At 42.8% G+C, this 25341-nt stretch carries 10 protein-coding genes and 1 CRISPR repeat array (1 of these 11 running past the window's edge); of the genes, 4 read left to right on the forward strand and 6 right to left on the reverse strand.

Annotation, left to right across the window (positions count from 1 at the left end):
• A CRISPR array of direct repeats spans nucleotides 1–545; the repeat unit is 37 nt; unit sequence ATTGCAATTCATTAAAATCCCTATCAGGGATTGAAAC; it begins 67 nt to the left of the window's first position.
• A 248-nt stretch (nucleotides 546–793) separates the two neighbouring features.
• From GJB62_RS23765 to bchH, 5 genes are all read right to left on the reverse strand, one after another.
• Nucleotides 794–7414, reverse strand: a complete 6621-nt coding sequence (locus GJB62_RS23765) for a HAMP domain-containing protein (RefSeq protein WP_114082623.1) — start codon at nucleotides 7412–7414, stop codon at nucleotides 794–796.
• Nucleotides 7415–7776: 362 nt separating this feature from the next.
• Nucleotides 7777–8001 (reverse strand): hypothetical protein, encoded by a 225-nt coding sequence (locus GJB62_RS23770; RefSeq protein ID WP_114082622.1) that lies wholly within the window; start codon nucleotides 7999–8001, stop codon nucleotides 7777–7779.
• Nucleotides 7985–8470 carry a PIN domain-containing protein gene (locus GJB62_RS23775; protein ID WP_114082621.1) on the reverse strand — a complete coding sequence of 162 codons (486 nt, stop codon included), beginning with the start codon at nucleotides 8468–8470 and terminating at the stop codon, nucleotides 7985–7987. The genes GJB62_RS23770 and GJB62_RS23775 overlap by 17 nt, the downstream gene beginning before the upstream one ends.
• Before the next feature lie 65 nt (nucleotides 8471–8535).
• Nucleotides 8536–8757, reverse strand: coding sequence for a type II toxin-antitoxin system HicB family antitoxin (locus GJB62_RS23780; RefSeq protein WP_114082620.1), 222 nt, complete (start codon nucleotides 8755–8757; stop codon nucleotides 8536–8538).
• Nucleotides 8758–8809: 52 nt separating this feature from the next.
• On the reverse strand, nucleotides 8810–12586 hold the full coding sequence (gene bchH / locus GJB62_RS23785) for a magnesium chelatase subunit H (protein WP_114082619.1): 3777 nt from the start codon (nucleotides 12584–12586) through the stop codon (nucleotides 8810–8812).
• Between the two features lie 838 nt (nucleotides 12587–13424).
• Between bchH and GJB62_RS23790 the strand changes: the two genes are divergently transcribed.
• From GJB62_RS23790 to GJB62_RS23805, 4 genes are all read left to right on the forward strand, one after another.
• On the forward strand, nucleotides 13425–14366 hold the full coding sequence (locus tag GJB62_RS23790) for an N-acetylmuramoyl-L-alanine amidase (RefSeq protein ID WP_114082618.1): 942 nt from the start codon (nucleotides 13425–13427) through the stop codon (nucleotides 14364–14366).
• Nucleotides 14367–14629: 263 nt separating this feature from the next.
• Nucleotides 14630–15607, forward strand: a complete 978-nt coding sequence (locus tag GJB62_RS23795) for an SDR family NAD(P)-dependent oxidoreductase (protein WP_114082617.1) — start codon at nucleotides 14630–14632, stop codon at nucleotides 15605–15607.
• A 176-nt stretch (nucleotides 15608–15783) separates the two neighbouring features.
• On the forward strand, nucleotides 15784–18123 hold the full coding sequence (locus GJB62_RS23800; RefSeq protein WP_114082616.1) for a cation:proton antiporter: 2340 nt from the start codon (nucleotides 15784–15786) through the stop codon (nucleotides 18121–18123).
• 387 nt (nucleotides 18124–18510) lie between these two features.
• Nucleotides 18511–19209 (forward strand): PEP-CTERM sorting domain-containing protein, encoded by a 699-nt coding sequence (locus tag GJB62_RS23805; protein ID WP_114082615.1) that lies wholly within the window; start codon nucleotides 18511–18513, stop codon nucleotides 19207–19209.
• 178 nt (nucleotides 19210–19387) lie between these two features.
• Here the strand turns inward: GJB62_RS23805 and GJB62_RS23815 are convergent, their stop codons facing one another.
• Nucleotides 19388–24940 carry an ATP-binding sensor histidine kinase gene (locus GJB62_RS23815; protein WP_114082614.1) on the reverse strand — a complete coding sequence of 1851 codons (5553 nt, stop codon included), beginning with the start codon at nucleotides 24938–24940 and terminating at the stop codon, nucleotides 19388–19390.
• Between the last annotated feature and the right edge of the window lie 401 nt (nucleotides 24941–25341).

Raw genomic sequence — 25341 nt, forward strand, 5'->3', positions numbered from 1 at the left:
GATATATTGCAATTCATTAAAATCCCTATCAGGGATTGAAACCTTATATATATAGATGTGAATTACATTAAGATGCATTGCAATTCATTAAAATCCCTATCAGGGATTGAAACTGGTACATGGAAAAGGGATTGAATGGTTTCCAATTGCAATTCATTAAAATCCCTATCAGGGATTGAAACTTGCAGTTTTAAAGCCTCTGGTTCAGGCGATTCTTATATTGCAATTCATTAAAATCCCTATCAGGGATTGAAACATGAAAGATAATTATGCGAGAGTTGTTGCTATTTATTGCAATTCATTAAAATCCCTATCAGGGATTGAAACTTCCAAAAGACATTATTGAAACAGTAATTAAACCTATTGCAATTCATTAAAATCCCTATCAGGGATTGAAACGAATTATCTAAGCATTATTCAATCTGTGGTACACCAAATTGCAATTCATTAAAATCCCTATCAGGGATTGAAACATTTGTAATCCCTGCCCTGCTGCGATCGCAATTTCATTGCAATTCATTAAAATCCCTATCAGGCAATACAGTTCAGTTAAGCATCTCTTTCTTCTCTCTGCGTTCTCTGCGCCTTGGCGGTTCGTTAAAAAAACGACTTTGGTAACAGAGTTTTAGCCTTAACTGAACCGTATTGCCCTATCAGGGATTGAAACTATTCCAATGCGAAAACCTATCAGAGGGATACGTAATTGCAATTAATCAAAATCCCTATTAGGGTTGAAATAGTTGCAACGGCTCCCTGTCCCCTGTCCCCTGTCCCCTGCCTCCTTTAATTTAGCTTACCGATATAGCCAAACACGCAAGAGTGAAAGCAGTTGTTCAGTATCTACGGGTTTGGTGATGTAGTCTGATGCACCAGCTTCAATACACTTCTCGCGATCGCCTTGCATGGCTTTAGCTGTCAGTGCAATAATCGGCAAAGATTTAAATTGCTCGTTTTGGCGGATTAAGCTTGTTGTTTCGTAACCGTCCATTTCTGGCATCATTACATCCATCAAAACGACATCAATATCTGGTGTATTTTCTAACACGTTAATCCCCTCTCTGCCGTTTTCAGCGTATAACACTTGTATTTGATAACGCTCCAGCATACTTGTCAGCGCAAAAATATTACGCACATCGTCGTCTACAATTAGCGCTTTCTTGCCAGCGAGTAAGTAATCTATGGAATGCAATTGTTCAAGTATTTGTCGTTTGGGTGCAGGTAAATTTGCTTGGACTCGGTGTAAAAATAATGCCGTTTCATCGAGGAGACGTTCGGGCGATCGCACATCTTTAATGATAATTGTTTCGGCAATCCGTCTCAGTTCGGTTTCTTGAGCTTTGCTAATGTCTCTACCTGTGTAGACAATGATGGGTAATGTTTTGCCGTGAGGTAGAAGCTTAATCTGATCGATCAATTCAAACCCGGTCATGTCGGGTAGCCCTAAATCGAGGACGAGGCAATCAAAATGCTGGCTGCGGATGGCTTCTAGGGCTTCTGCACCTGTGGCAACAGCAGTAGTATAAACATCGTTGTTACCAATTAACTCGACAATGCTATGCCGTTGAGTGTCATCGTCTTCGACTACCAGTAAATTTTTTACCTGGCGTTCAACAAAACCTTTAATTTTGACCAATGCCTCGGATATGATCTCGCTGCTTAAGGGCTTTTGCAGATATGCGATCGCACCTAGTTGCAAACTGCGTTGTTGCCCTTCTTCAACGGTCATAATGTGTACAGGAATGTGGCGGGTATTTGGGTCATGTTTGAGGCGATCCAATACCGTCCAACCATCCATTTCTGGCATTCGGATATCTAGCAAAACGGCTGAAGGATGGAATTGCTGCGCTAATGCTAAACCTGTACTGCCATTTTGGGCTGTTATCACCTTAAATCCATGCTGTTGCGCCATATCTATGAGGATACGGGCAAAATTAACGTCATCCTCGACAATTAACAAGACGCGATCGCCCATGCCAATAGTAGCGCGATCGTCATTAATCAGTGATGTTAGCGGATAGCTAAGGTTTAGCCCGTGCTGAGTGCTGAGTGCTGAGTGGGGAGTGGGGAGTAGGGAGTAGGGAGTAAGGGGTTGTGTTGATGTAGGTTCAGGATTCAATTGGGGGAAAAAGAATGTAAAGGTGCTACCTTGACCGGGTTGACTTGTTAGTTTAATTTCGCCGCCAAAGAGACGGGCGATTTCGCGGCTAATTGATAAGCCTAATCCAGTACCGCCGTATCTGCGGCTGGTAGAGCCATCGGCTTGCTGAAATGCTTCGAAAATAACTTTTTGCTTGTCGGGAGCGATGCCAATCCCTGTATCGCTAACTGAGAAGGCGATGACATTTTGAGCGCGATTTAAAGTTACTTGGTCGTTGCTCCATCCCTGTTTCGCCACCGCAATCTGCAACCGGACTTCCCCTTGCTCTGTAAATTTAAAAGCGTTGGAGAGGAGATTTTTTAACACTTGTTGTAAGCGTTTGACATCTGTATAGATGGTTGTGGGTAATTCGGGAGTAAATTCAATTGTGAATGCAAGTCCTTTGCTCTGAGCGATTTGCCGGAAGGTGCGCTCAATTTGTTCGCCCAACTCTACCAAGGGCATTTGGGTCATGTCAATTGACATGGTTCCCGATTCAATTTTAGCGAGATCCAGAATGTCATTGATTAATGCCAACAAGTCTGTACCGGCTGAGTAAATTGTCTGGCTGTATTCAACTTGCTTGCTGGTGAGGTTGTGATCTATGTTATCTGCTAACAACTTCGCCAAAATTAACAAGCTATTTAGCGGTGTCCGCAGTTCGTGAGACATATTGGCGAGAAATTCTGATTTGTATTTTGAAGAAAGGGCGAGTTGTTCAGCCTTGTCTTCTAAAGACATTCTTGCTTGTTCGATTTCTCGATTTTTGCGCTCGACTTCTTTCTTCTGCATAGCTAACAACTCTGCCTTTTCTTCTAACTCAGCGTTGGTTTGTTGCAGTTCCTCTTGCTGTCCTTTGAGTAAATCTTCTGAAGTTTTGAGCGATTGGGCTTGTTGTTCTAAGCGCTTGTTGGTTTCTCGGAGTTCATTTTGCTGGGTTTGGAGTTCTTCAGCCAAAGATTGTGATTGCTTGAGTAATTCTTCTGTTCGCATGGATGCTGCGATCGTGTTGAGGACGATCGCAATACTTTCGGTAAGCTGGTCGAAAAATGTCAAATGAATTTCGCTAAAGCGACGGAAGGAAGCTAATTCTATGACTGCTGTCACCTGTCCTTCAAAGAGTACAGGTAACACCACAGCATTAAGTGGGGTTGCTTCTCCTAAACCAGAGGCAATTCTGACATAATCACTTGGTACATCCGTCAGCAGAATTCGCTCTTTTTCTAAAGCGCATTGTCCCACTAAACCTTCACCCAAGTGGAAGCGGTTAGCCAAATGTCTGCGTTCGCGGTAAGCGTAGCTACTAATTAGTTTTAAAAACGGTGTATTTTCTCCAGACTCCATCAGGAAGAATACGCCGTGTTGCGCTCCTACCAAGGGTGCTAGTTCTGAGAGAATCAATTTAGATACGGTTTCCAAGTCTCGCTGCCCTTGCAGCATTCGGGTAAATTTAGCTAGGTTAGTTTTCAACCAATCTTGCTCAGTATTTTTCTGCGTTGTCTCCCGCAGATTGGCAATCATCTGGTTGATGTTGTCTTTGAGTATCGCTACTTCCCCTAATGCTTCGACGGCAATTGAACGAGTTAAATCACCTTTAGTTACAGCTGTAGCAACTTCTGCGATCGCTCGCAACTGAGTTGTCAGTGTAGCAGCAAGTTCGTTCACATTATCCGTCAAATCTTTCCAAGTCCCAGCCGCCCCTGGTACTCTAGCTTGTCCGCCTAACTTCCCTTCGATTCCTACTTCCCGCGCTACTGTAGTTACCTGATTGGCAAATGTCGCTAGAGTATCAATCATCTCGTTGATTGTCTCTGCCAAGGTTTCAATTTCTCCCTTAGCATCTAACATCAGTTTCCGTTTCAAGTCTCCGTTAGCAACTGCCGTTACAACTCTGGCAATACCGCGCACTTGTGCCGTTAAGTTACCCGCCATCGAGTTAACGTTATCTGTCAAATCTTTCCAAGTCCCTGCAACACCTTGGACTTGCGCTTGTCCGCCTAACTTCCCTTCAGTTCCCACTTCCCGCGCCACCCGCGTTACTTCACTGGCAAAGGAACTAAGTTGATCCACCATTGTGTTGGTAGTATTCTTCAAGTCCAAAATTTCGCCTTTGGCATCGACGGTAATTTTTTTAGATAAGTCGCCATTCGCTACCGCTTTCGTAACTTCCGCGATGTTGCGAACTTGTCCGGTGAGGTTCCCCGCCATCGAGTTCACGTTATCAGTTAAATCTTTCCAAGTCCCAGCAACTCCTCTGACGTAAGCTTGCACGCCTAATTTACCTTCCGTTCCCACCTCACGGGCAACCCTGGTAACTTCTGATGCAAAGGAATTTAGCTGATCCACCATTGTATTAATGGTGTTTTTAAGTTCCTGAATTTCACCTTTTACATCGACGGTGATTTTCTTGGATAAGTCGCCGTTTGCGACGGCTGTCGTAACTTCGGCAATGTTTCGCACTTGTGCCGTCAAACTTCCCGCCATGAAGTTTACACTGTCAGTTAAATCCTTCCAAGTGCCGGCTACACCTTTAACTTCTGCTTGTACGCCCAGCTTACCTTCAGTTCCCACCTCACGCGCCACCCGCGTTACTTCACTTGCAAAGGAATTAAGTTGATCAACCATCGTGTTGACGGTATTTTTCAACTCTAAAATTTCACCTTTGACATCAACGGAGATTTTCTTAGATAAGTCGCCATTAGCTACAGCCGTGGTAACTGCGGCAATGTTTCGCACCTGTGCCGTTAAACTTCCCGCCATGAAGTTCACGCTGTCGGTTAAGTCTTTCCAAGTTCCAGCGACACCGCGCACATCTGCTTGTACGCCTAATTTACCCTCGCTTCCCACCTCACGGGCAACTCGCGTCACTTCACTTGCAAAAGAGTTAAGTTGATCCACCATTATATTGATGGTATTTTTAAGTTCGAGAATTTCGCCTTTTACAGCAACAGTAATTTTTTTAGATAAATCACCATTTGCGATCGCAGTTGTCACTTCGGCAATGTTCCGCACCTGCGCCGTCAAGCTTCCCGCCATGAAATTCACGCTATCAGTTAAATCTTTCCAAGTGCCGGCAACGTCTTTTACTTCCGCTTGTACACCCAATTTACCTTCAGTTCCCACTTCACGGGCGACTCGCGTCACTTCACTGGCAAAGGAACTGAGTTGATCCACCATTGTATTAATAGTATTTTTCAACTCCAGAATTTCACCTTTGACATCAACGGTGATTTTCTTAGATAAGTCGCCTGTTGCAACCGCCGTAGTCACTTCGGCAATATTCCGCACCTGTGCCGTTAAACTTCCCGCCATGAAGTTCACGCTGTCAGTTAAATCTTTCCAAGTACCAGCCACGCCGCGCACTTCTGCTTGCACGCCAAGCTTACCCTCGCTTCCCACCTCACGGGCAACCCTTGTTACTTCTGATGCAAAGGAATTGAGTTGATCCACCATTGTGTTGATGGTATTTTTGAGTTCGAGAATTTCACCTTTGACATCAACGGTAATTTTCTTGGATAAGTCGCCTGTTGCAACTGCCGTAGTTACTTCGGCAATATTCCGCACCTGTGCCGTTAAACTTCCCGCCATGAAGTTTACGCTGTCAGTTAAATCTTTCCAAGTACCCGCGACACCTCGCACATCTGCTTGAACACCCAGTTTACCTTCACTGCCCACTTCACGGGCAACCCTTGTAACTTCACTTGCAAAGGAACTAAGTTGATCCACCATTATATTGATGGTATTCTTGAGTTCGAGAATTTCACCTCTAACATCGACGGTAATTTTCTTAGATAGATCGCCATTTGCGATCGCAGTGGCAACTTCGGCAATATTTCGCACTTGTCCGGTGAGATTACCCGCCATTAAGTTCACGTTGTCGGTTAAATCTTTCCAAGTCCCCGCAACTCCCCGGACTTCTGCTTGTACGCCCAACTTCCCTTCAGTTCCCACCTCACGGGCAACTCTTGTTACTTCTGATGCAAAAGAATTAAGTTGATCCACCATTGTGTTGATGGTATTTTTCAACTCCAGAATTTCACCTTTCACATCCACAGTGATTTTCTTGGATAAGTCGCCGTTTGCAACAGCCGTTGTTACTTCCGCAATATTCCGCACTTGTGCCGTCAAGCTTCCCGCCATGAAATTCACACTATCGGTCAAGTCTTTCCACGTACCCGCTACCCCGCGAACTTCTGCTTGACCGCCTAATTTTCCTTCTGCACCCACCTCACGGGCAACCCTTGTTACTTCTGATGCAAAGGAATTAAGTTGATCCACCATGATGTTGACGGTGTTTTTCAACTCTAAAATTTCGCCTTTGACATCAACAGTAATTTTCTTGGAAAGGTCGCCATTGGCTACCGCCGTTGTCACTTCCGCAATGTTACGGACTTGGGCTGTTAAATTCCCTGCCATCAAGTTAACGTTGTCAGTCAAATCCTTCCAAGTACCTGCAACACCTTTAACTTCGGCTTGTACGCCTAACTTGCCTTCAGTTCCCACCTCACGGGCAACTCTCGTTACTTCCGATGCAAAAGAATTAAGTTGATCCACCATTGTATTGACGGTGTTTTTCAACTCCAGAATTTCGCCTTTCACATCAACAGTGATTTTTTTGGATAAGTCACCATTGGCGATCGCAGTGGCAACTTCGGCGATGTTGCGAACTTGTCCGGTGAGATTACCCGCCATCAAGTTAACGTTATCAGTCAAATCTTTCCAAGTGCCAGCCACACCTTGCACTTCGGCTTGAACACCCAACTTTCCTTCAGTTCCCACTTCACGGGCAACTCTTGTTACTTCACTCGCAAAAGAACCAAGCCGGTCTACCATCGTGTTGACGATATTAGCAGTTTGGAGAAACTCACCTTGAAGAGGTCTGCCGTCAATTTCTGTGGCGATCGTTTGGGATAAATCACCATTAGCAACCGACCGAATTACCCGCGTAGTTTCAGCTGTTGGTTGAACTAAATCTGTAATTAGAGTATTGACAGAAGTAACACAATTTGACCAAGAACCACGAACATCTCCCAGAGAAGCACGTTCAGCAATTTTGCCTTCTTTGCCGACAACATTACCAATCCGTTGTAGCTCCGCCGCCATCCGCTCATTTTGATCAATAATATCATTGAGCGTATCAGCTATTTTCCCTGCCACACCAGTATGGTCTATAGGCATCCTAGCCGAAAAGTCACCTTGCTTAACAGCATTCAGCGTTCTTAGTAGCTGATTTAAATCTAGATTATCGCTGTCTCTAGTTAACTGTTCGGTTGCCATAGCCTGATCTTTAAAAAATTTAGTAGGTTTTTGTGTTTAAAAAAGGTTTTATCCAACCAGAAAGTTGATTTTAACTCTCATCAGTGTTTTTAAGTTTTCTGGTACTCGCCATAGCAACAAATCTTTGGTAATTTGATTAGCTTGGAGTATGTAGTTATTTAACTGTCGAATGTCCCTGGTAGTTACTGATACTGAGGCTTGCACTAGTAAGACGTACTCATTCTAATGATAACGGGGGAAATTAAAATTTCTCAACGGGCAAGGCAAGAGGGCTTGGTTAGGAAATGCCTCAATTTTGACGTAGTGGTGCGCCTCAAGCTGTCAAAGGCATAGCGCGATTAATTCAAATATTGTCTAAATCGCTACTCAATAATTTCATCATATTGATTGGTGTCGTCTTCGGGTAATTCTTTAATCTCTACCAATACATCCGCCAAAGTTTTTTCATCTAGCCATTGATGACGTTCTTTGGTGTAGTCTCCTTTACCCGGACTGAAATATTGAATAAACCGAATAGTATCGGGAACTCCCAGAGAATTGATCAAGGCATCGTAGCCTTGTTTAATAATTTCATTTTGGGTTTTCATCATTACTTTCCTCGACTTGTATTACTTCAGCCAGCCATTGAACGGGATTATTAATCAATACGTTAATTAATTGAGAGTTTTTTTGAGCTTTTTTGAAGAGTCTGTCATCTGTTGTGAGAAATACATCAGCCTTACTTCTTTCGGCGCTGGCGATATGGGTGGCATCATAGCTGGAGAATCCTAATTTTTGAAGTTGAGCGGCTCTGTCTTCAATGAAGGTGCTATTAATAACTTTAATTTTAGCAATATCGAGTAATTTTTTGACGTTTTGTAGTCTTTCTAAATCAGGTGTTTGGTTTAATTCGGCGATTAAAGCACTGCTATTGATAAGTTTCCAAGTCGCTGATTGACATTGACTTAGAATTGTCATAACTGCCTGTGCTTCTAAATAAATACGGGATTGCGTCTGGTCATCAAAGGGACGATTCAAACAACAAGCATCAAGATAGATTTTATATTGTTTGCTCATCTAAATCAAATTTAAATCTGGTTAACTCTTCTTTTCCAAATAGCGAATCAATTCACGTCTTTTCACTATAATTTGACAGTAATCTGTTCACGGACGACATCTTTACCGGAGAGTTGTTGCTCTGCGAGTTCCCGATTTGAGATTAGAATCAACTCTATCGCTTCCCGTAGACTTTCTCTAGCTTCTTCCAGAGTTCTCTCTTGGACATTAGCGCCGGGTAACTCTTGGACGTAGCCGATATACCAATCATCTATCTTTTCAAATACAGCAGTGAAAGAATTTTCCATAATTTTGATTAATGGTTAGTGTCTTGATTTTAAGTTTTAACGCATCTACTTTCTAAACTGTAACGCCCTCCAACTCTTCATCTGTCAACTCATACAACTGACGTAGCTTATCTAATTTATCAGCATCAGCTTCCCAGAAACCCCGCCCATGCGCCTCCAACATTCTCCCTAAAATATTGCGAAAAGCTTCAGGATTTGCCTTCCGTAACTTATCTGCCATCTCTGCATCTAACGCATAAGTATCAGCCGCTTGGTCATAAACCCAATCATCGGTAAAATCGGCAGTACCACCCCAACCAATCAACGCCGTCATCCGTTGAGAAATTTCAAACGCACCACCAGAACCTTGATTTGCCATCGCTTGCGCCCATTTAGGATTTACCAACTTAGTGCGGTACTCCATTCGCAGCAAATCATCTAAATTGCGGGGTGTAGTATCCTTCGAGAAACTTTCCACAAAGCTGGTTGTAACCTTCTTACCGCTTTGCTTTTCTGCTGCCTTTTTCAAACCACCCGTATTAGCGTAATATTCTTGAATATCAGTTAAACCATATTCTACCGAATCGATTTCTTGAACAATGCGATCGCTAGTTTTTAACAAAGTATTCAACACTTCCGGTCTAGCTTGACCTTTATCCTCTCTCCCGTAGCTGAATACATTGCGGCTTTGCCAAGTATTGCCTAACTCCTCACCAGATTCCCAGTTACCATCCACAACGCGATCGTTCACCAAAGAACCAAAATCACCCGCCGGATTAGAAAACAATCTTGCCGAGGCATTTTCTACCCCTTGGGCTTTTAAAGCCAAAGCGTGTTTCCTAACAAAATTCTGATCATCCGGTTCATCAGCATCAGCCGCCCGTTGAAATAAATCATCCAACAATTCGATGATATTGACAAAACTATCCCGGAAAATCCCAGACAAATTACCCAACACATCAATCCGGGGATGTCCAACCGCCGCCAACGGCTTCAACTCATAACGAACAACCCTACCAGTTCCTTCCTTAACAGGTTCAGCCCCCACCAACTCCAACAAAATCCCCAAAGATTCACCCTTAGTCTTAATCGCATCCAATCCCCAAAGCATCACCGCCACTGTTTCAGGATACTTCCCATATTCATCCAAATGCTGCGCGATAATTTTTTGACCAATTTCCCGCCCCCGTTCATAAGCAGCAGGCGAAGGCATCCGATAAGGATCTAAAGCATGAATATTCCTCCCAGTCGGCAAAACACCAGCCCCATCCCTTAACAAATCCCCCCCAGGCGCAGGCGGAATATACTCCCCATTCAACCCCCTCAATAAATTCGTCAACTCATCCGTAGACTGCATCAACAAATCCCTTATTAGCCTTTCCTCCTCCTCTCTCTCCTCTCTGCGTTCTCCGCGCCTCTGCGGTTCGTTTTCTTCCTCTTCCCCAAAATAAGCCTCCAAATACGCCCCCAACTCCTCCTCACTCGGCCTTTCCCCCAAAGTATGCAACCCCGAAGAAAACAACCGATTCTCTAAAACCTGCAAATATTCATACAACTCCACCAAATAATCATCAAAAGCATGACCGCTAAACATCCGCACATTCTCAGGAGTAAACGCAATCCCCAACTTCTTCGCATCCTCAAACGGACAATCTGCATCTAACCCAGAGTCCACAATTTTTTTACAAATCCCTTCCTTCAGCACATAATTCTTTTGCGGATCTTCCCGATACTCCGCAATTAAATCTCGCAACGCCACCAATTCCTTATACAAACCTGCACGCCCATAAGGTGGTACATTATGAGAAATTAATACACCATAACCGCGACGTTTTGCCAACATCGATTCAGAGGGATTATTCGCCGCATATATATATAGATTAGGCAAATTTCCTAACAGAATATCCGACCAAGAATAACCCGTATTACCCAACGGAGAACCAGGCAACCATTCCACCGTCCCATGCATTCCAAAATGAACTAAAGCATCAGCTTGAAACTCATTTTGCAGCCATTTATAGTAAGCAGCATATTGTGGATGGGGTGTTAAATCCCGTTCAAACATTAAGCGCATCGGGTCGCCTTGTATCCCCAAAGGTGGTTGTACACCTATCCACACATTGCCTAATTGCACACCACCAATTTGAAATTCCTCGCCGGATGTTTTAATTCCAGTTCCCGTGAGAGATTTCCATTGTTTTTCAATGCGGGAAGTTTGCAGATATCCCAACCATTTTTCTAGAGTGCGAAAATTTACAGTACTTGTGGGGTGGGCATCTTGCCCGCCATTATCTAGGGGCAGGCGAGACGACTGCCCTACAAGAGGATTAGCTTCATCAGCTTCTTTCACCCAGCGAATCAATTCTTCGCCATCATCAGGTAAATCCCCAACGGTGTAACCTTGTTCTTTCAGTGCATGGAGAAACTTCAGCAAACTACGCGGCACATTTAATAATGCAGCCGTCCCCGCAGCACCATAACCTGGAGGAAACCCATATAAAATAATGGCAATTTTGCGTTCCGAAGCAGGTTTTTGCCGCAAAGACACCCAGCTTTTCACCCTATCAATTAATCGCTGCACCCGTTCAGGAACCAAATAAATATTTTCGCCCACCAACCCACCGAGAGGAATGGTATCAATAGCCCCATCTAATTCTGGTAAAGCGTACAACACCACACTTTGCAATCCGCCAACACCTTGGCGCGTCCACGAGTGAATATCTTGAATTAATAGTGGTGCAGCAACAATATAAGGTACATTCTTGGCAGTCAGGATGCGCTTTGCTACTTCTATTTGGCGGCCTGCTTCCATTGAACCAGCCGGGCCACCCACCAGAGGAAAGCCAATTGTCGAAACGATCGCATCTACTTTTACTGCTTCACTAGAAAGTGAGGGAGTCTCTATATTGCCTAGTTTTCGTTGCTGAATTTCATAGTCGGTTGTCATCAAATCTCGTACCGCCACGTGTCCTTCTACGCCGTTGATGAAGATGGGTAAAGGAGTTAAGCCAGCTTCTTCAAAACTGCGAATTAGTTGGGGAATGTAGGGTAGTTTGGTGATGACGTGTTTGCGGTAGAGGAGAATTCCAATAACGGGTTTTGTCGCTTGAGATCCCCCCAACCCCCCTTGAGAAGGGGGGCTAATATTTCCCCCTTTGTAAGGGGGGCTAGGAGGGATCTTTTCATACCATTCTAGGTATGCTTTTGGGGATTCAAAAAACCCTTGATAATCGGGGTGGAGTAATCCGATGTTGGGGGTTTCGATTAATGGGGGAATGTCGCCGACTTTTAAATTTAAGTATTTTTCTGCTAGTGTCCAGAATAATGAAGCGACGTTTTCTGGCCCGCCAGCATTCCAGTAACCATAGATAATTAACCAGTTGCGTAAGTCTTGGACTTTTTGCACTGGGACGTATTTCAGTAATTTGGGGCCAATTTTTAAGAAGCTGATGTAACCAGCGAGTTTGTCTTCTTCTCGTCCGTTGCTAAATTTGTCAAGAATGAATTTAACTGGTTTGGGCATTCCTTTGGGTTTGTCGCCAATGGCAAAGTCACCCAGCTTGGTTAAACTCATCAATTCCAAAGCTGACTCAAAGACTAGGCGAATGGGAATTTGGGAAACGCGATCGCGCAGCCACACAACCTGGTCATAATCAAATAGTAGACTACCGAAAAATACATCAGCGTTATCAAGTGCTGCTTCTACCTCGGCGCGTTGACTGGTAATATTGCGATCGCTAAATACCCGAATATCCAACTCAGGACAGCGAGAGTTAGCCAAAAAAGCTGCTTTCCTGTACAAGTCAGCGTTGAATGATTCAAACCCAGCAACCAAGACGATGCGTTTCATACCTGTAAGCTACGAAATATTTCTTTACTTAAATCTTAAACGTGCTTTCAGGTTGATTGTCATATATCTACCCACAGATTCCGCTCAATAATTTCTTGAGGTAGCTAGAACTTCACCATTACCAATGCCTTTGGGATATTTTAATTCCTGTAGTACCTCTACACAGCGAACGAATTTCTTGTGCTGACAGGTTTGTGAATGTATGCAACTCGATAATATCTAATCTCCCGCAGGTGTGTAGAAAATATCACGTATTCTTTAATACTGTAAAGTATTATGTGTTAAGCTGCTCAGGGTTAACAGCAAGCCAAAGGTAGAGTCTGTAAATGGTTCACGACTCTATAAGCCCACTTTCATATCAGGAGGTGCGTCGGTTGAGGGATTTGAATATCTAACTAGTACCGCCAAGCGTAATTCGTAATTCGTAATTACCATTGCGTAAGGGCTTTAGACATTTCAAATGGATGGCTTATTTACGCCGAACTGTACTAGGTATGTTTTTTATGGCTTCCTACTTTTCTAAAGCGCTATTATCTGAATAGTGAAGGGAATTGCTGCATTGAAAATTATTGCAAAAATTAACCTTGTTATTCTCGATTTTGATAAATTATAATGGTTGTGTTTTTGGTGACAATTTACCTTGTAATTAAGGTATTTTAGCATATAAATTTGCTGTTCAGGTTCGCAGAAAAACTTATTTTGTCTGCTAGCGTATTAATGCTTAAAACAATGCGGACATTGCGAACAAGTACTTCAACAAATTTATTAACAAAACTTTTTCTCTAAAATTTGAAGAGTTTTGAACTAGTGTAAAAATAAGTAATTTGAGGATAAAATCATGAAATTTGGAATTGATAGCGGACACAATTGTCCACCAGACACAGGAGCCAGAGGAATTAAGTTTGAGGATAATTTAACTCTAGATGTAGGTAATAGAGTTATAGCCAAGTTAAGAGCTTTAGGTAATGATGTTGTAGTATGTAGACCAAGTAGTGCTAGTACAGTCCGTGACTCACTCTCAAAAAGATGTTCTACAGCTAATGGAAGTAAAGTAGATATTTACGTCTCAATTCATTTTAATGCTTTTAATAACCAAGCTAATGGTACAGAAGTATTTGCCACTAGTGAGACTGGTAGAAGAATCGCTAAACCTGTATTAGATGAAATCGTCAAGTTGGGATTTTTTAATCGCGGCGTTAAGAGTGGTTCCCACTTGTATGTTCTGAAAAATACAGATATGCCTGCCATCTTGATAGAATGTTGCTTCATCGATTCGCAAAAAGATATGAATCTTTTTAATCCTGAAGCAATGGCTAATGCGATCGTCAAAGGCTTAACTGGTAAAGTGCCAACTACTCCTGTTAATCCTGTACCAGATGAAGAGGAGAATGTAGATGCTACGATTCTCAGACTGCAAAAATCCTTAAATCGACTCAAAATAGTTGATAAAAATGGTAAGGCGTTAGTAGAAGATGGCTTCACTGGGGCTAACACTAAATCTGCTGTCGAAAAATTTCAGGCTATTGTCGGTGTTCAGCCAACTGGAGTTGCCGACGCAACTACATGGAATGCCATAAATTTAATTTTGGCAAAACGAATTATCAGACCAAACCATGCTGGTGGTGCAGTTGTTAGATATTTACAATACCGTTTAGGTGTTGAGAATGATGGTGTTTACGGACCACAAACAGAGGTTGCAATTAAGAACTTTCAAAAGCAAAATGGTTTAGATGCCGATGGGATTGTCGGGCCTGCTAGCTGGCAGAAATTAATTGGTTAGTAGGTTGGCGCAATTAAAGGTAACTGGCTAGGGCTGTCATTTGTCCTTCGTCATTTGTCATTAGTGAGGGTTTTAAACCTATTTGCGTTTTGCAACATACTTGGTTTTTTCGTGCCAACTTACTTAGATTGAGTAGTAGACATTATTTGTAGTTGTAGATCCTCCTAAATCCCCCTAAGCAAAGGGGGACTTTGAGAGGTTTTTGCCTTTTTTAAGGCTGGGTTTTCCGGCTTTAAATAAATTAATCACAGGGAAAAGTGATCGTGAAACACCTTGAGGGAAGAGTGGCATTAGTAACAGGTGCTACGCGGGGAATTGGTAGGGGAATTGCTATTGGTTTGGCTGAGGCTGGGGCAACTGTATACGTCACGGGACGCAGCCTCAACAACTCCTCTAGTGATGCGGTTTCAGGAAGTCTTGGTGAAACCCAATCAACTATAGAAGAAGCCGGTGGTGTGTGTATTCCCGTCCAAGTAGACCACAGCGACGATGAGCAGGTGCGTTTACTGTTTGAGCGCATCCAAGACGAGCAGGATGGACAACTTGACTTATTGGTGAATAATGCTTACTCAGGAGTTGAAGCAATAAAAAACGCTTTTGGGCAGCCCTTTTGGGATTGTGAACTAAGTCTGTGGGATGCAAGCAACAACGTTGGTCTTCGTAGCCACTACGTTGCGAGTGTTTTTGCTGCGCGAATGATGACCAAGCGTAAATCTGGACTAATTTGCACCATTTCCTCGTGGGGCAGTATGTCTTATATCTTTAATACAGCTTATGGTGTTGGAAAAGCAGCTTGCGATCGCCTAGCGGCTGATATGGCTGTTGAATTAAAACCCCATAATGTCGCTTCTGTTTCAATTTGGCCGGGTATTGTTGGGACTGAGCTTTTTTCCCGTTTTGCTTCTGAGATGAATCAAACCGATACTACTGAGCAAAAAAACTCATTTCTTAGCGATCGCTACAACTGGGAAACTCCCTTATTAACTGGACGGGTAATTGCTGCACTTGCTTGTGAACCAAATTTAATGCGCCGTACAGGACGTGTGCAAATTGTTGCCGAACTCGCTGATAAATATGGAATTGTCGATGAAAATGGCGATCGCCCCGCATCACTACGCTCTTTACGTTTTGTGCTACCTGCTGCATTACCTATACTGAGAAACTACTCATGGCTCGTACCCGATATTAAAATGCCGTGGTCACTCCTATTACTGAGTGCCCTTAGCTCACCTAAAATTTAATGGCCATTGGGCAGCAGTTAGAAAACTTCTTGCCCCAATCCCCACTTGCCCTGAGCGAAGCCGAAGGGATTCCCAATTCCCAATTCCCCATATCCAATTTCCAAACAAGCTGTTTGAGATCGTAAAACTTTGTATCCTGAATTAATAGGTCTTAATAAATAGTTCTTTTAAAACTGGTGCAAGAAGATTTTAGGCTAATCGTTGATTTAGTTTTAGTTTTGGGCGTTGCAGCCTGTGGTGGATTGTTGGCGGCGCTTTTACGGCAACCCGTGCTGCTAGGCTATCTCATCGGCGGGATGATCATTGGGCCCGCCGGATTGGGATTGATTAAAGAAGTTATTCAAGTAGAGACTCTGGCACAGTTCGGTGTCGCCTTTTTGTTATTCGCCTTGGGTGTAGAATTTTCTTTTGCGGAACTCAAGAAGGTAAAAGCGATCGCTCTTGGTGGAGGTGGACTCCAGATTGCTTTGACGATTTTGGTGACAGTTTTAGTATGCGGGTTAAGCGGAGCCTGGGGAACCTTACCTGCTAAGGGGATGTTTTTGGGATGTATTCTATCCTTGTCTTCCACAGCCGTTGTCCTTAAGTGCTTGATGGAACGCAATGAAACAGAAACGCCTCACGGACAAGTGATGTTGGGGATTTTGGTAGTCCAAGACTTGGCACTGGGACTGATGTTAGCAGTTTTACCAGCCCTCAACCAACCAGCAGAAACCATTGGCATCGCCGTGCTGACAGCCCTACTGTGGATTGCTTTATTTGCTGCTGGTGCGGTAGGTGCGGGGATGTGGCTGATACCGCCTTTATTGCGACTGTTAGCCCGGACTGAAAGCCGAGAACTATTTTTGTTAGGGGTTGTAGCCTTGTGTTTGGGCATTGCCCTGTTGACAGAGCATTTGGGGCTGTCCATTGAAATGGGGGCATTTGTCGCCGGTTTGATGATTTCTGAGGTGGAATACGCCGATCAAACCCTAACTTATGTCGAACCACTGCGAGATATCTTTGCCAGTTTATTTTTTGCCGCCATTGGGATGTTAATTGATCCAGTGTTTTTGTGGAACAACCTGGAATTAATTTTGGGGCTGGTAGCACTAGTTTTCATCGGTAAATTCTTGATTATCACGCCCCTAGTGAAACTATTCCGCTACCCTTTAAAAACAGCCATAATCGCCGGTTTGGGATTGGCGCAAATTGGGGAATTTTCCTTTGTTCTCGCCAGTGAAGGGCAGTCTTTGGGGCTAGTGTCCCGACAGATATACTTATTAATTTTGGGAACCACCGCAGTAACTCTCATGCTGACTCCCTTTGTCTTGCGGTTAGTACCATTTTTATTTAACTTTGCCGAATCAATGCCTTGGTTGAAACCGTACTTAGAAGAACAAGAGGCACTGGATGTATCAGAAGATTTACCATTCAAAGATCATGTAGTAGTCTGTGGTTATGGGCGAGTCGGCAAAAATTTGGTGAAGTTGTTGCTGCAACATAATCTCCCTGTGGTGGTAATCGACCAATCAGAAAGCAGAATTCAGCAGTTGCGCGAGGCTGGAGTGTCTTATGTTTATGGCAATTGCGTGAGTTTACACGTTTTAGAAACCGCCGGAGTGAATCATGCCAAAGGAATGGCGATCGCACTTCCTGACCCGATGAGTACTCGTCTTTGCTTGAAACGCGCCTTGGAATTGCGCCCAGAATTAGATTTAGTTGTCCGTGCTACCCAGGATAAAAATATTGAGGTACTGTATCAATTGGGAGCTAGAGAAGTGGTACAGCCAGAGTTTGAAGCCAGCTTAGAAATGGCAACCTATTTATTAACTGGCTTAGGCTTGTTGTCGCCGGCAGTCGTTCAACGAGAAATGCAGCTAATCCGCAACGATCATTATTTAGATTTGCGGCCAGAACGTTCTGCAACCGAAGTTGCTCGTGATTTGCGCCAAGCCACCCGCGATTTAAATCAGCGCTGGTATCCTCTCCCAGCAGATTCGCCCTTAATTGGTATGAGTATAGAAGAAGCAGATATGCGCTACTTAACAGGAGCGAGTTTGATGGCAATTCGTCGCGCTAACGGCGATGAAATCGATTATCCCAATAATCAAACCAAATTGGAAAATGGCGATCGCTTGCTGGTAGTGGGAGCAGATGAAGAACTGGCTGCTTTGGCAGAATTCGCCAAGGGACAAGCTGCTGTTCCTGGAGAAAATAGTGCTTGCCAGTGGGTTACAGTTAATGCAGATACGCCAACGCTAGGTAAAACCCTTGCAGATTTAGATATCAACAAGCAATTTGGAGTACAGGTACAAGCAATCCGGCGCGATGGTAAATTTATTCGCTATCCTGATGGCGGCATGGATTTGCGAGTTGGCGACCAAGTATTATTATGTGGTAGCTTGACAGGTCTGAGTCAACTAGAACAATTATTTGCGATCGCAAATTCACTACCCCTGTCTCTTCCAGTATTGAAGGCTGCTCAGGCAGAAGCACTCAAAGAGTTTCTACCTGCGGATAATGTGACTGATTAACTATTCTGGCGTGAGTCCATCACTGAATTAGATATAAACCAATACTGTATAGGACTAGTTTACCCACTACAGGTAGCGATCGCTGTTTACCAATTTCTCCTCTAATAATTTTTTAGGGTGAAGCGATCGCTTTTCGTTCCTGTCTCCGAAAAAATGAAAAATATCAATGATGCCTGTGGTTCTTGCTAGCCTACGTAATGCAGTTTATTTGACCCCATTACTCATGCTCATTTCTAGAAAACAAAAAATTTATCTGATCGCTAAACATTAGTATATATTTTCTTTTTATCTGTATAATTAACATTTTTTTATTTTAAAAATAAAAGTATAATAATCATGTATTATTTTAAATAACATAATTCGCCTCAAATAATTATAATTAAAAAAATGAGAAAAATAACAATTGCCACCTTTGGAGCTATTTCAATTTTAGGTATAGGAAGTATTTTTCCAGAATTAGCAAATGCAGCTACTGTAGGAATTTCTTCTTATGATATTACTAATACACAACTGTCAGGATTTGGTTCTTGGAACCATAATTATAATGGAATAATTAACAGTAATAGCAATGGAACCTATAACTACTCTGATGGCTCTGGAACACTAAATGATAGTTTTATAGGAACTGATATAGATAACACTCATCTTTTTTTAAAGTCAGATAACTCGACAATTACTACTTTCCTTGACCAAAAATCAGCAATTGCAAACATCAAGTTATTTTCATTTGGCCCTACTGAAAATGGTATTCCTGGCAACATTGACACTGTAAATATAACAATCAATGGAATAACTGAGAACTTTTCTACTATAGGGTTTGAGCCAGAAGGAATACCTCCTAATAATGTTAATGGACTAGTTAATGAACTGATTGATTTTTCTAATTCAATATTTGCAAACGTTGTAACTGATAAAGTAACCTTCTCCAATTTTCAGACAAGTGGTAACTTCCCGGAGTATTACAGCATTTCAGAAATTGTTTTTGAGCAAACTGCTACTTCTGTCCCTGAACCTATTAGTCTGGGAGGCATAGCTGTTGCTGGTGCAATGGGATTGTGGATGAAACGCAAAAAGAAGGCATTTTAAACGGGGGCATCCCAATTTGGAAAAAATATACGGCTCTAATTTTACATCCTCTCACCGCTATATCAGTTACTCTTGATATAGCGGGGGATTCCAAAGAGCGATCTTTGGATTTCCTCTCTGGCTAGTGTAGTGAGGCAGAACTGCGACAGTTACCACACCAAAAACTTTACCAAAATACTCAATGTAAAGGGATAGAAAGAGAAAACTCCGCTCCTTTTCCCGGTTCGGATATTACACTTATTCGTCCCCGATGTTTTTCTACAATCGAGTGGCTAATTGATAATCCTAAACCTGTTCCTGTGCCTATAGGTTTTGTTGTGAAAAATGGGTCAAATAGGCGCTGTTTCACTTCATCAGACATCCCAGATCCATTATCTGCAATTTGAATAGTTACTGTATCAGCATCAGTCATTTTGGTACGAATTTGGATAGTGGGGATTTTTGTTTGTCTTTCTTCATTTGTGAATGATGAATCCAAGGCATCAATAGCATTGTTCAGAATATTCATGAATACTTGATTGATCTGACTGGCGTAGCAACTAACTTCTGGCAACTGTGCATATTCCTTAATCACATCGATTCCGGGGCGGTGTGCTTTCTCTTCTAGACGGTGGTGTAAAATTAACAGGGTGCTGTCAATGCCTTCATGAAGATTGACACTTTTCATTTCAGCTTCATCCAAACGCGAGAAATTGCGGAGAGAAAGGACAATTTGACGAATGCGATCTGCCCCTACTTTCATTGATTGCAGCAATTTTTGTAAGTCTGGTTTGAGAAAGTTTAAATCTATTGCCTCTAGTTCTTGTTGAATCTCAGGAAACGGTTGAGGATAATAGTGCTGATAACGCTCAACCAGATGCAGCAAATCTTGGCAATACTCATTGGTATAGGTGAGGTTGCCATAGATAAAGTTAATCGGGTTGTTAATTTCATGGGCAACACCTGCGACCATTTGTCCCAATGAAGACATTTTTTCAGTTTGAATTAGTTGGCTTTGAGTGTGTTGCAGTTCCTCTAAAGTTTCCGAGAGATGCTGATTTTTATCATTCAACTCCAAAGTTCTCTGCTCCACCTTTTGCTCTAAAGTATGGTTGTAATCTTCTAATTGAGCTTTTGCTACAGCTAGATTGTTATACAACATGGCATTTTGCAGCGAGATAGCAGCTTGTGCTGTGAGCAACCGCAAAACCTCAAGACGGTTTTGGGTAAAGGCTCCAGTTGTCAAACTGTTTTCTAAGTATAGGATACCAATTAGCTGGCCACGATTGTGAATAGGTGTACATAGCAAGCTTTTGGGTTGCCATAGAATTATGTAGGGATCGTTGGCGAAGGTAGTTTCCTTGCGGGCATCATCTAACACTAGGGTTTCGGTGGTGCGCGATACATAATTCACAACCGCTTTGGGAACATCCTGACTCGCTGAAAGAGGGAGGGAGTGCAGGTTTATTATCCCTAAGTTTTCATCGGTAGGCGTAGGGTGTGGCAGAAATTGCTCTTCTTCAAAGATCGCTTGGCTAGTTTTTTGAGCCACAACAACCCAATTATCCTCTTGAAGCAGCAGAAGGACTGATTTATCAGCCCCGGCATTTTCGATTACAACCTGCATTAGGGTTGTCAACAGCTTTTCTAACTCAATTTCTCCAGCCAATGTATGAGAGGCTTTCATCACCGTTGCTAAATCTAATGCTTCAGTCCCAGTGGAACTACTTTGGTTGAATCCGATTGTAGTAGTAAGGGTTGAAGAAGTAGTTTCATCCTGCTGAAACACCTTAAGCAATAATTGAGAATATTGGCGTTCTAACTGGTTAACTTTGGCGATCGCTCCCCAGCTAAGGTAAATGTAATAGGCATTTTCTAGGTAAATTTGCGCGATCGCTTCTTTGTTCCATTCTAAATAAAATCGGGCAGCCAGTTCATTGGCGAGGGCTTCTTCCTGAAGATATCTATTGGCTTTTGCCTGTGCGATCGCGCGATCGTAATGATCCACTGCCTGGGCCATCTGTCCCAACACTCGGCACTCTTCGGCTTTCACCAGTTCAAATTTGTGCAAATAATTCATCGGTGCGTGGTGCGCCCATGTCTGCATTTTTTCCTGGTTTTCTGTAACCCTTTCTAATAATGTTTCTTGGCGAGAGGCTATAGCTGTGCGATACTCTGCTAAAGCCGTCAGGGAATCATAAAAATAAAACATCGGCACAGTGGCATAGCCCGTTCCCGCAACTAGATATTCTCTAGCTTGAGCGGCTGTTTCCACTGCTTGAGAAAGGTTTTCAAACAGATAACAGAGAATCAATTTGTGGAGGAAGAAATAGTGAAGCCCTGTCAATTCATTGGCTTGAACCAGTTGATTCACAAATTCGGCTTCGTTGAGGGCTTCGCCTGTTATAATACAGGGATTCTCAGCTTTGCCAAGCAAATTCAAAACTGTTTGCCAGAAGATACGGCAATAGTTTAGAGTCGTACCTTGCTTAAAATTTTCCAAAACATGACAGTAAGCCCGGATATCTTCCTCTAGCGAGTTCAATTCTCGACCTAGAAAATAGGAATATTGGCAGATATCTTTGGTATTGAAACCTACGTAGTATACATTTCCAGTTTCTAGAGCAATCTTGTAACCATCCAGCATTAACTGCAAAGATTTTTGCAGTGGAGACTTCAAATAGGTGATGAAAGCACCTACCACATAAAATACTGTGGGTTTGATGTCGCTAATATTAAATTTGTCAGTTAGTGCCAAGGCAAGATTGCCAACTCGATCGGCTGTTTCAATATCCTGAAGAATTCCGCTCAACAGAATGCCATAACAGCCATAACAAAAGGCAGAAAATGGAGCGTTGCCATACTCAATGGATGCTTGGACTTGAGACAAAACCAGTAGTGGAAACAGATTAGGATCGGCAATGTAAACGGCTGGAGCAACGTTTGCCACAATTCGGGTGACAGCTAGCTTCTCTGCGGCTACCATCACAGGTAAGTCAAGTAATTCTGCAATATCACGACCGTTAATCAGAGTAGCAGTTTCTTGCAAGGCTTGCTGAATGTCTTGTGGGGTAGGTGTTTCTGGGAAAACCACGCCGAATTTACTCATTCCCTGACGCGCGATCGCGATCGCCCCCAGCACATCATTTTTAGCTGTATACGCCTGGATTTTGGTTTCGTAAATGCCGACTTGATCCAGTGGAGTTTTAGCTTGCTGGATGACTGTTTGAGTCAATTGCTCCATCTGTTCATACGCGCCACTAAGATAAGCAGCATCGGCGGCTGATTCGTGCAATGCCAGTGTTAATTCATACTGACTTTGCCAACAGTCACTTCTCAATAAACGAATCCCAGTAGTTAAATACTCAATTGCTACCTGGTAAGCTGTGGAAGATTTGGCTTTTTTTCCTGCTAGTAAGTTGAGTTGTGCCAGTCGATCGCGATCGGTTTGAGATGCGATCAGTTCTATGCCAATATTCAATTGATTGACAATTTCAAAAATCAGCAATTCTTGCTCAGTTTCCGGGGTATTGCTCAACAGCAATTGACCAATCTTTAGGTGAGTTGCTGGTTTCTCATAGTCTGGAATTAGTGAATAAGCGGCTTGTTGAATGCGATCGTGGAAAAATTTGTAGGTAATAATTATTGGTGTGTTGTCATTTGTCAAATCATCCATGACAACAGACTCATCCTGAAAAAATGTATACCCTTCCCCACTGGGTAAGATCAATTCATCCTTGAGAGCTGGCCACAAATCTGCTGCGGTTTGGACTGGAGATTTTTCATAGACAACTGATAGGGTTTCTAAATCAAACTGATTGCCGACACAAGCAGCCAGTTTGAGAACATTCTGAGTCTGCTGTGGTAATTTGTGGAGTTGCACCGCCACAAACTCGACAATATCTTCTGTAAAAGATAGCGCCCGGATTTGAACCAGATTGCACTGCCAATCTCCCGTTCTGCTAGCAAAGGCGATTAACCCATCTTCATGCAGCGACTTGAGAAACTGGTTAGTGAAAAATGGATTACCTTTAGTCCTTTGATACACCAGATTGGCGATCGCAGTTGCTTGTTCTGTTGAATATTTGAGGGTATCTGCAATCAGTTGATTTAGGTCGCTTTCGGTAAGGGCAGAAAGAACAATACTACTAACTGTAATTGCCTCTTGACGCATTTCTTCAATGGTCAACATTAGGGGATGGGCTGAGGAAACCTCATTATCCCGATATGCTCCAATCACTAATAAATAAGAGTTGCTGGCTTCACTCATCAACAGATGCATAAGTTTTAAAGAAGCCGAGTCTGCCCACTGCAAATCATCAAGGAAAATAACTAGGGGATGTTCTTGGGTTGTGAATACTTGAATGAATTTCTGAAACAGCAAATTGAAGCGGCTTTGAACAGCAGTACTTGATAATTTTGGAAGTGAGGGCTGTTTTCCAATGATTCGTTCGAGTTCTGGAATCACCTCAATAATTACTTGACCACTTTCACCCAAGGTAGATAAAATTTGAGTCTTCCACTGGTCAATTTGTGCATCACTCTCTGTCAGCAGTTGTGCCATTAAGTCCCGAAACGCTTGCACCAAAGCAAAAAAGGGAATATTCCGATTAAATTGATCGAATTTGCCCTTGATAAAGTATCCGCGCTGACGGGTGATTGGTTTGTGAACTTCGTTGACAATTGCTGTTTTGCCAATACCAGAGGAACCTGCCACCAGGATCATTTCAGAAGTTCCCTGGCGCACCCGTTCAAAAGTTGCTAGCAGCATAGCCACTTCTGCTTCCCGTCCATAGAGTTTTTCGGGAATCGCAAAGCGATCGCAAACGTCCCTGTGCCCTAGCTGAAATGGGATAATATTTCCACTTGACTGCAATTGCTCCAAACAAATTTGCAGATCGTGCTTTAGCCCTAATGCACTCTGATAGCGGTCTTCAGCATTCTTCGCCATCAGTTTCATGACGATATCACAGAGAATTTGGGGAATCTCTCCTCTATCATTTAAAAGTGGTGGTTGTTTTGCTATGTGACAATGCACCAATTCCATCAAATCATCCGATTGAAATGGCAATTGCCCAGTTAAGAGTTCATAGAAAGTGACTCCGAGAGAATAGAAGTCAGTGCGATAATCAATCCCCCGATTCATTCGCCCGGTTTGTTCGGGAGAGAGATAGGCGAGAGTTCCTTCTAAAACAGTCGGGCTGGTTGAAAGTTGGTTAACTCTTGGCAGCAGTGAAGCAATGCTAAAGTCAATGATTTTAACCTGCTTTGTGGTAGGGTTTATCAGAATATTGGCGGGTTTAATATCCTTGTGGATGATTTCGTGATGGTAGAGATCGGCCAGAATATCGGCAAGTGCGATCGCAATCTCTAAAAACTCAGTCAAAAAATCAGGATGCAGAGATGAGGGATTTTCTTGATTTCCTGTCTCACCGAGTCCTTTCCTTCTAAAAACAGTGTACTCCTTCAAAGAAATTCCGCCAAAGTCTTCTAAAATCAGGACAGGTCGATTTTGACAACTTTCCAGACTATAGATCCGAACAACCCCAGGAACATTTAAGATTTTCGTAATTGAGTACTGATTCCTGAATTGAGCCAACTCAATCACACTGGGATAAGAATTTTTCAGAAGTTTGATCACAACAGGAGTTTGATCGGCCTCTCGCCAACCTCGGTAAACCAGGGTGCGAGTGCTGGTGTAAATTCTTTCACCAATCCCATAACCGGGAACATCGACTCGATTTTCTACCATAAAACTTGCGACTGGATAACCTGAGTTCAGTTTTCCCCAATTAACTCGAAGTATCACAATTCATGATGTAATTTTCTGAAGGTAAAAAATTGAGAAATTCGGTTGATTTAGCTCAACCCGGTATAGTTCAATACGGTTCAGGTAAGCTAAAAATATTTTAATTTGCATTCTCAAAAAAATGAATCTCTTGTGGGGTGGGCATCTTGCCCGCCCTGGTTGTGCAAATTAAATACGCGACAGCTTAGCTACAATACTCTGTGGGTTCGCCTTTGGCATTCTTGCAGAGTAGCCGCTTTGCGTCTACTGCGTGTATTTTTATATAAGTACTATTTTGAAGAAGAATTCAGAAGTCAGAATGAAGACGCTCGTTCCTCTCTACGAGACGCTGCGCTATCAGTGGG

The organism is Nostoc sp. ATCC 53789 (genome assembly GCF_009873495.1).
Taxonomy (GTDB): Bacteria; Cyanobacteriota; Cyanobacteriia; order Cyanobacteriales; family Nostocaceae; genus Nostoc; species Nostoc muscorum_A.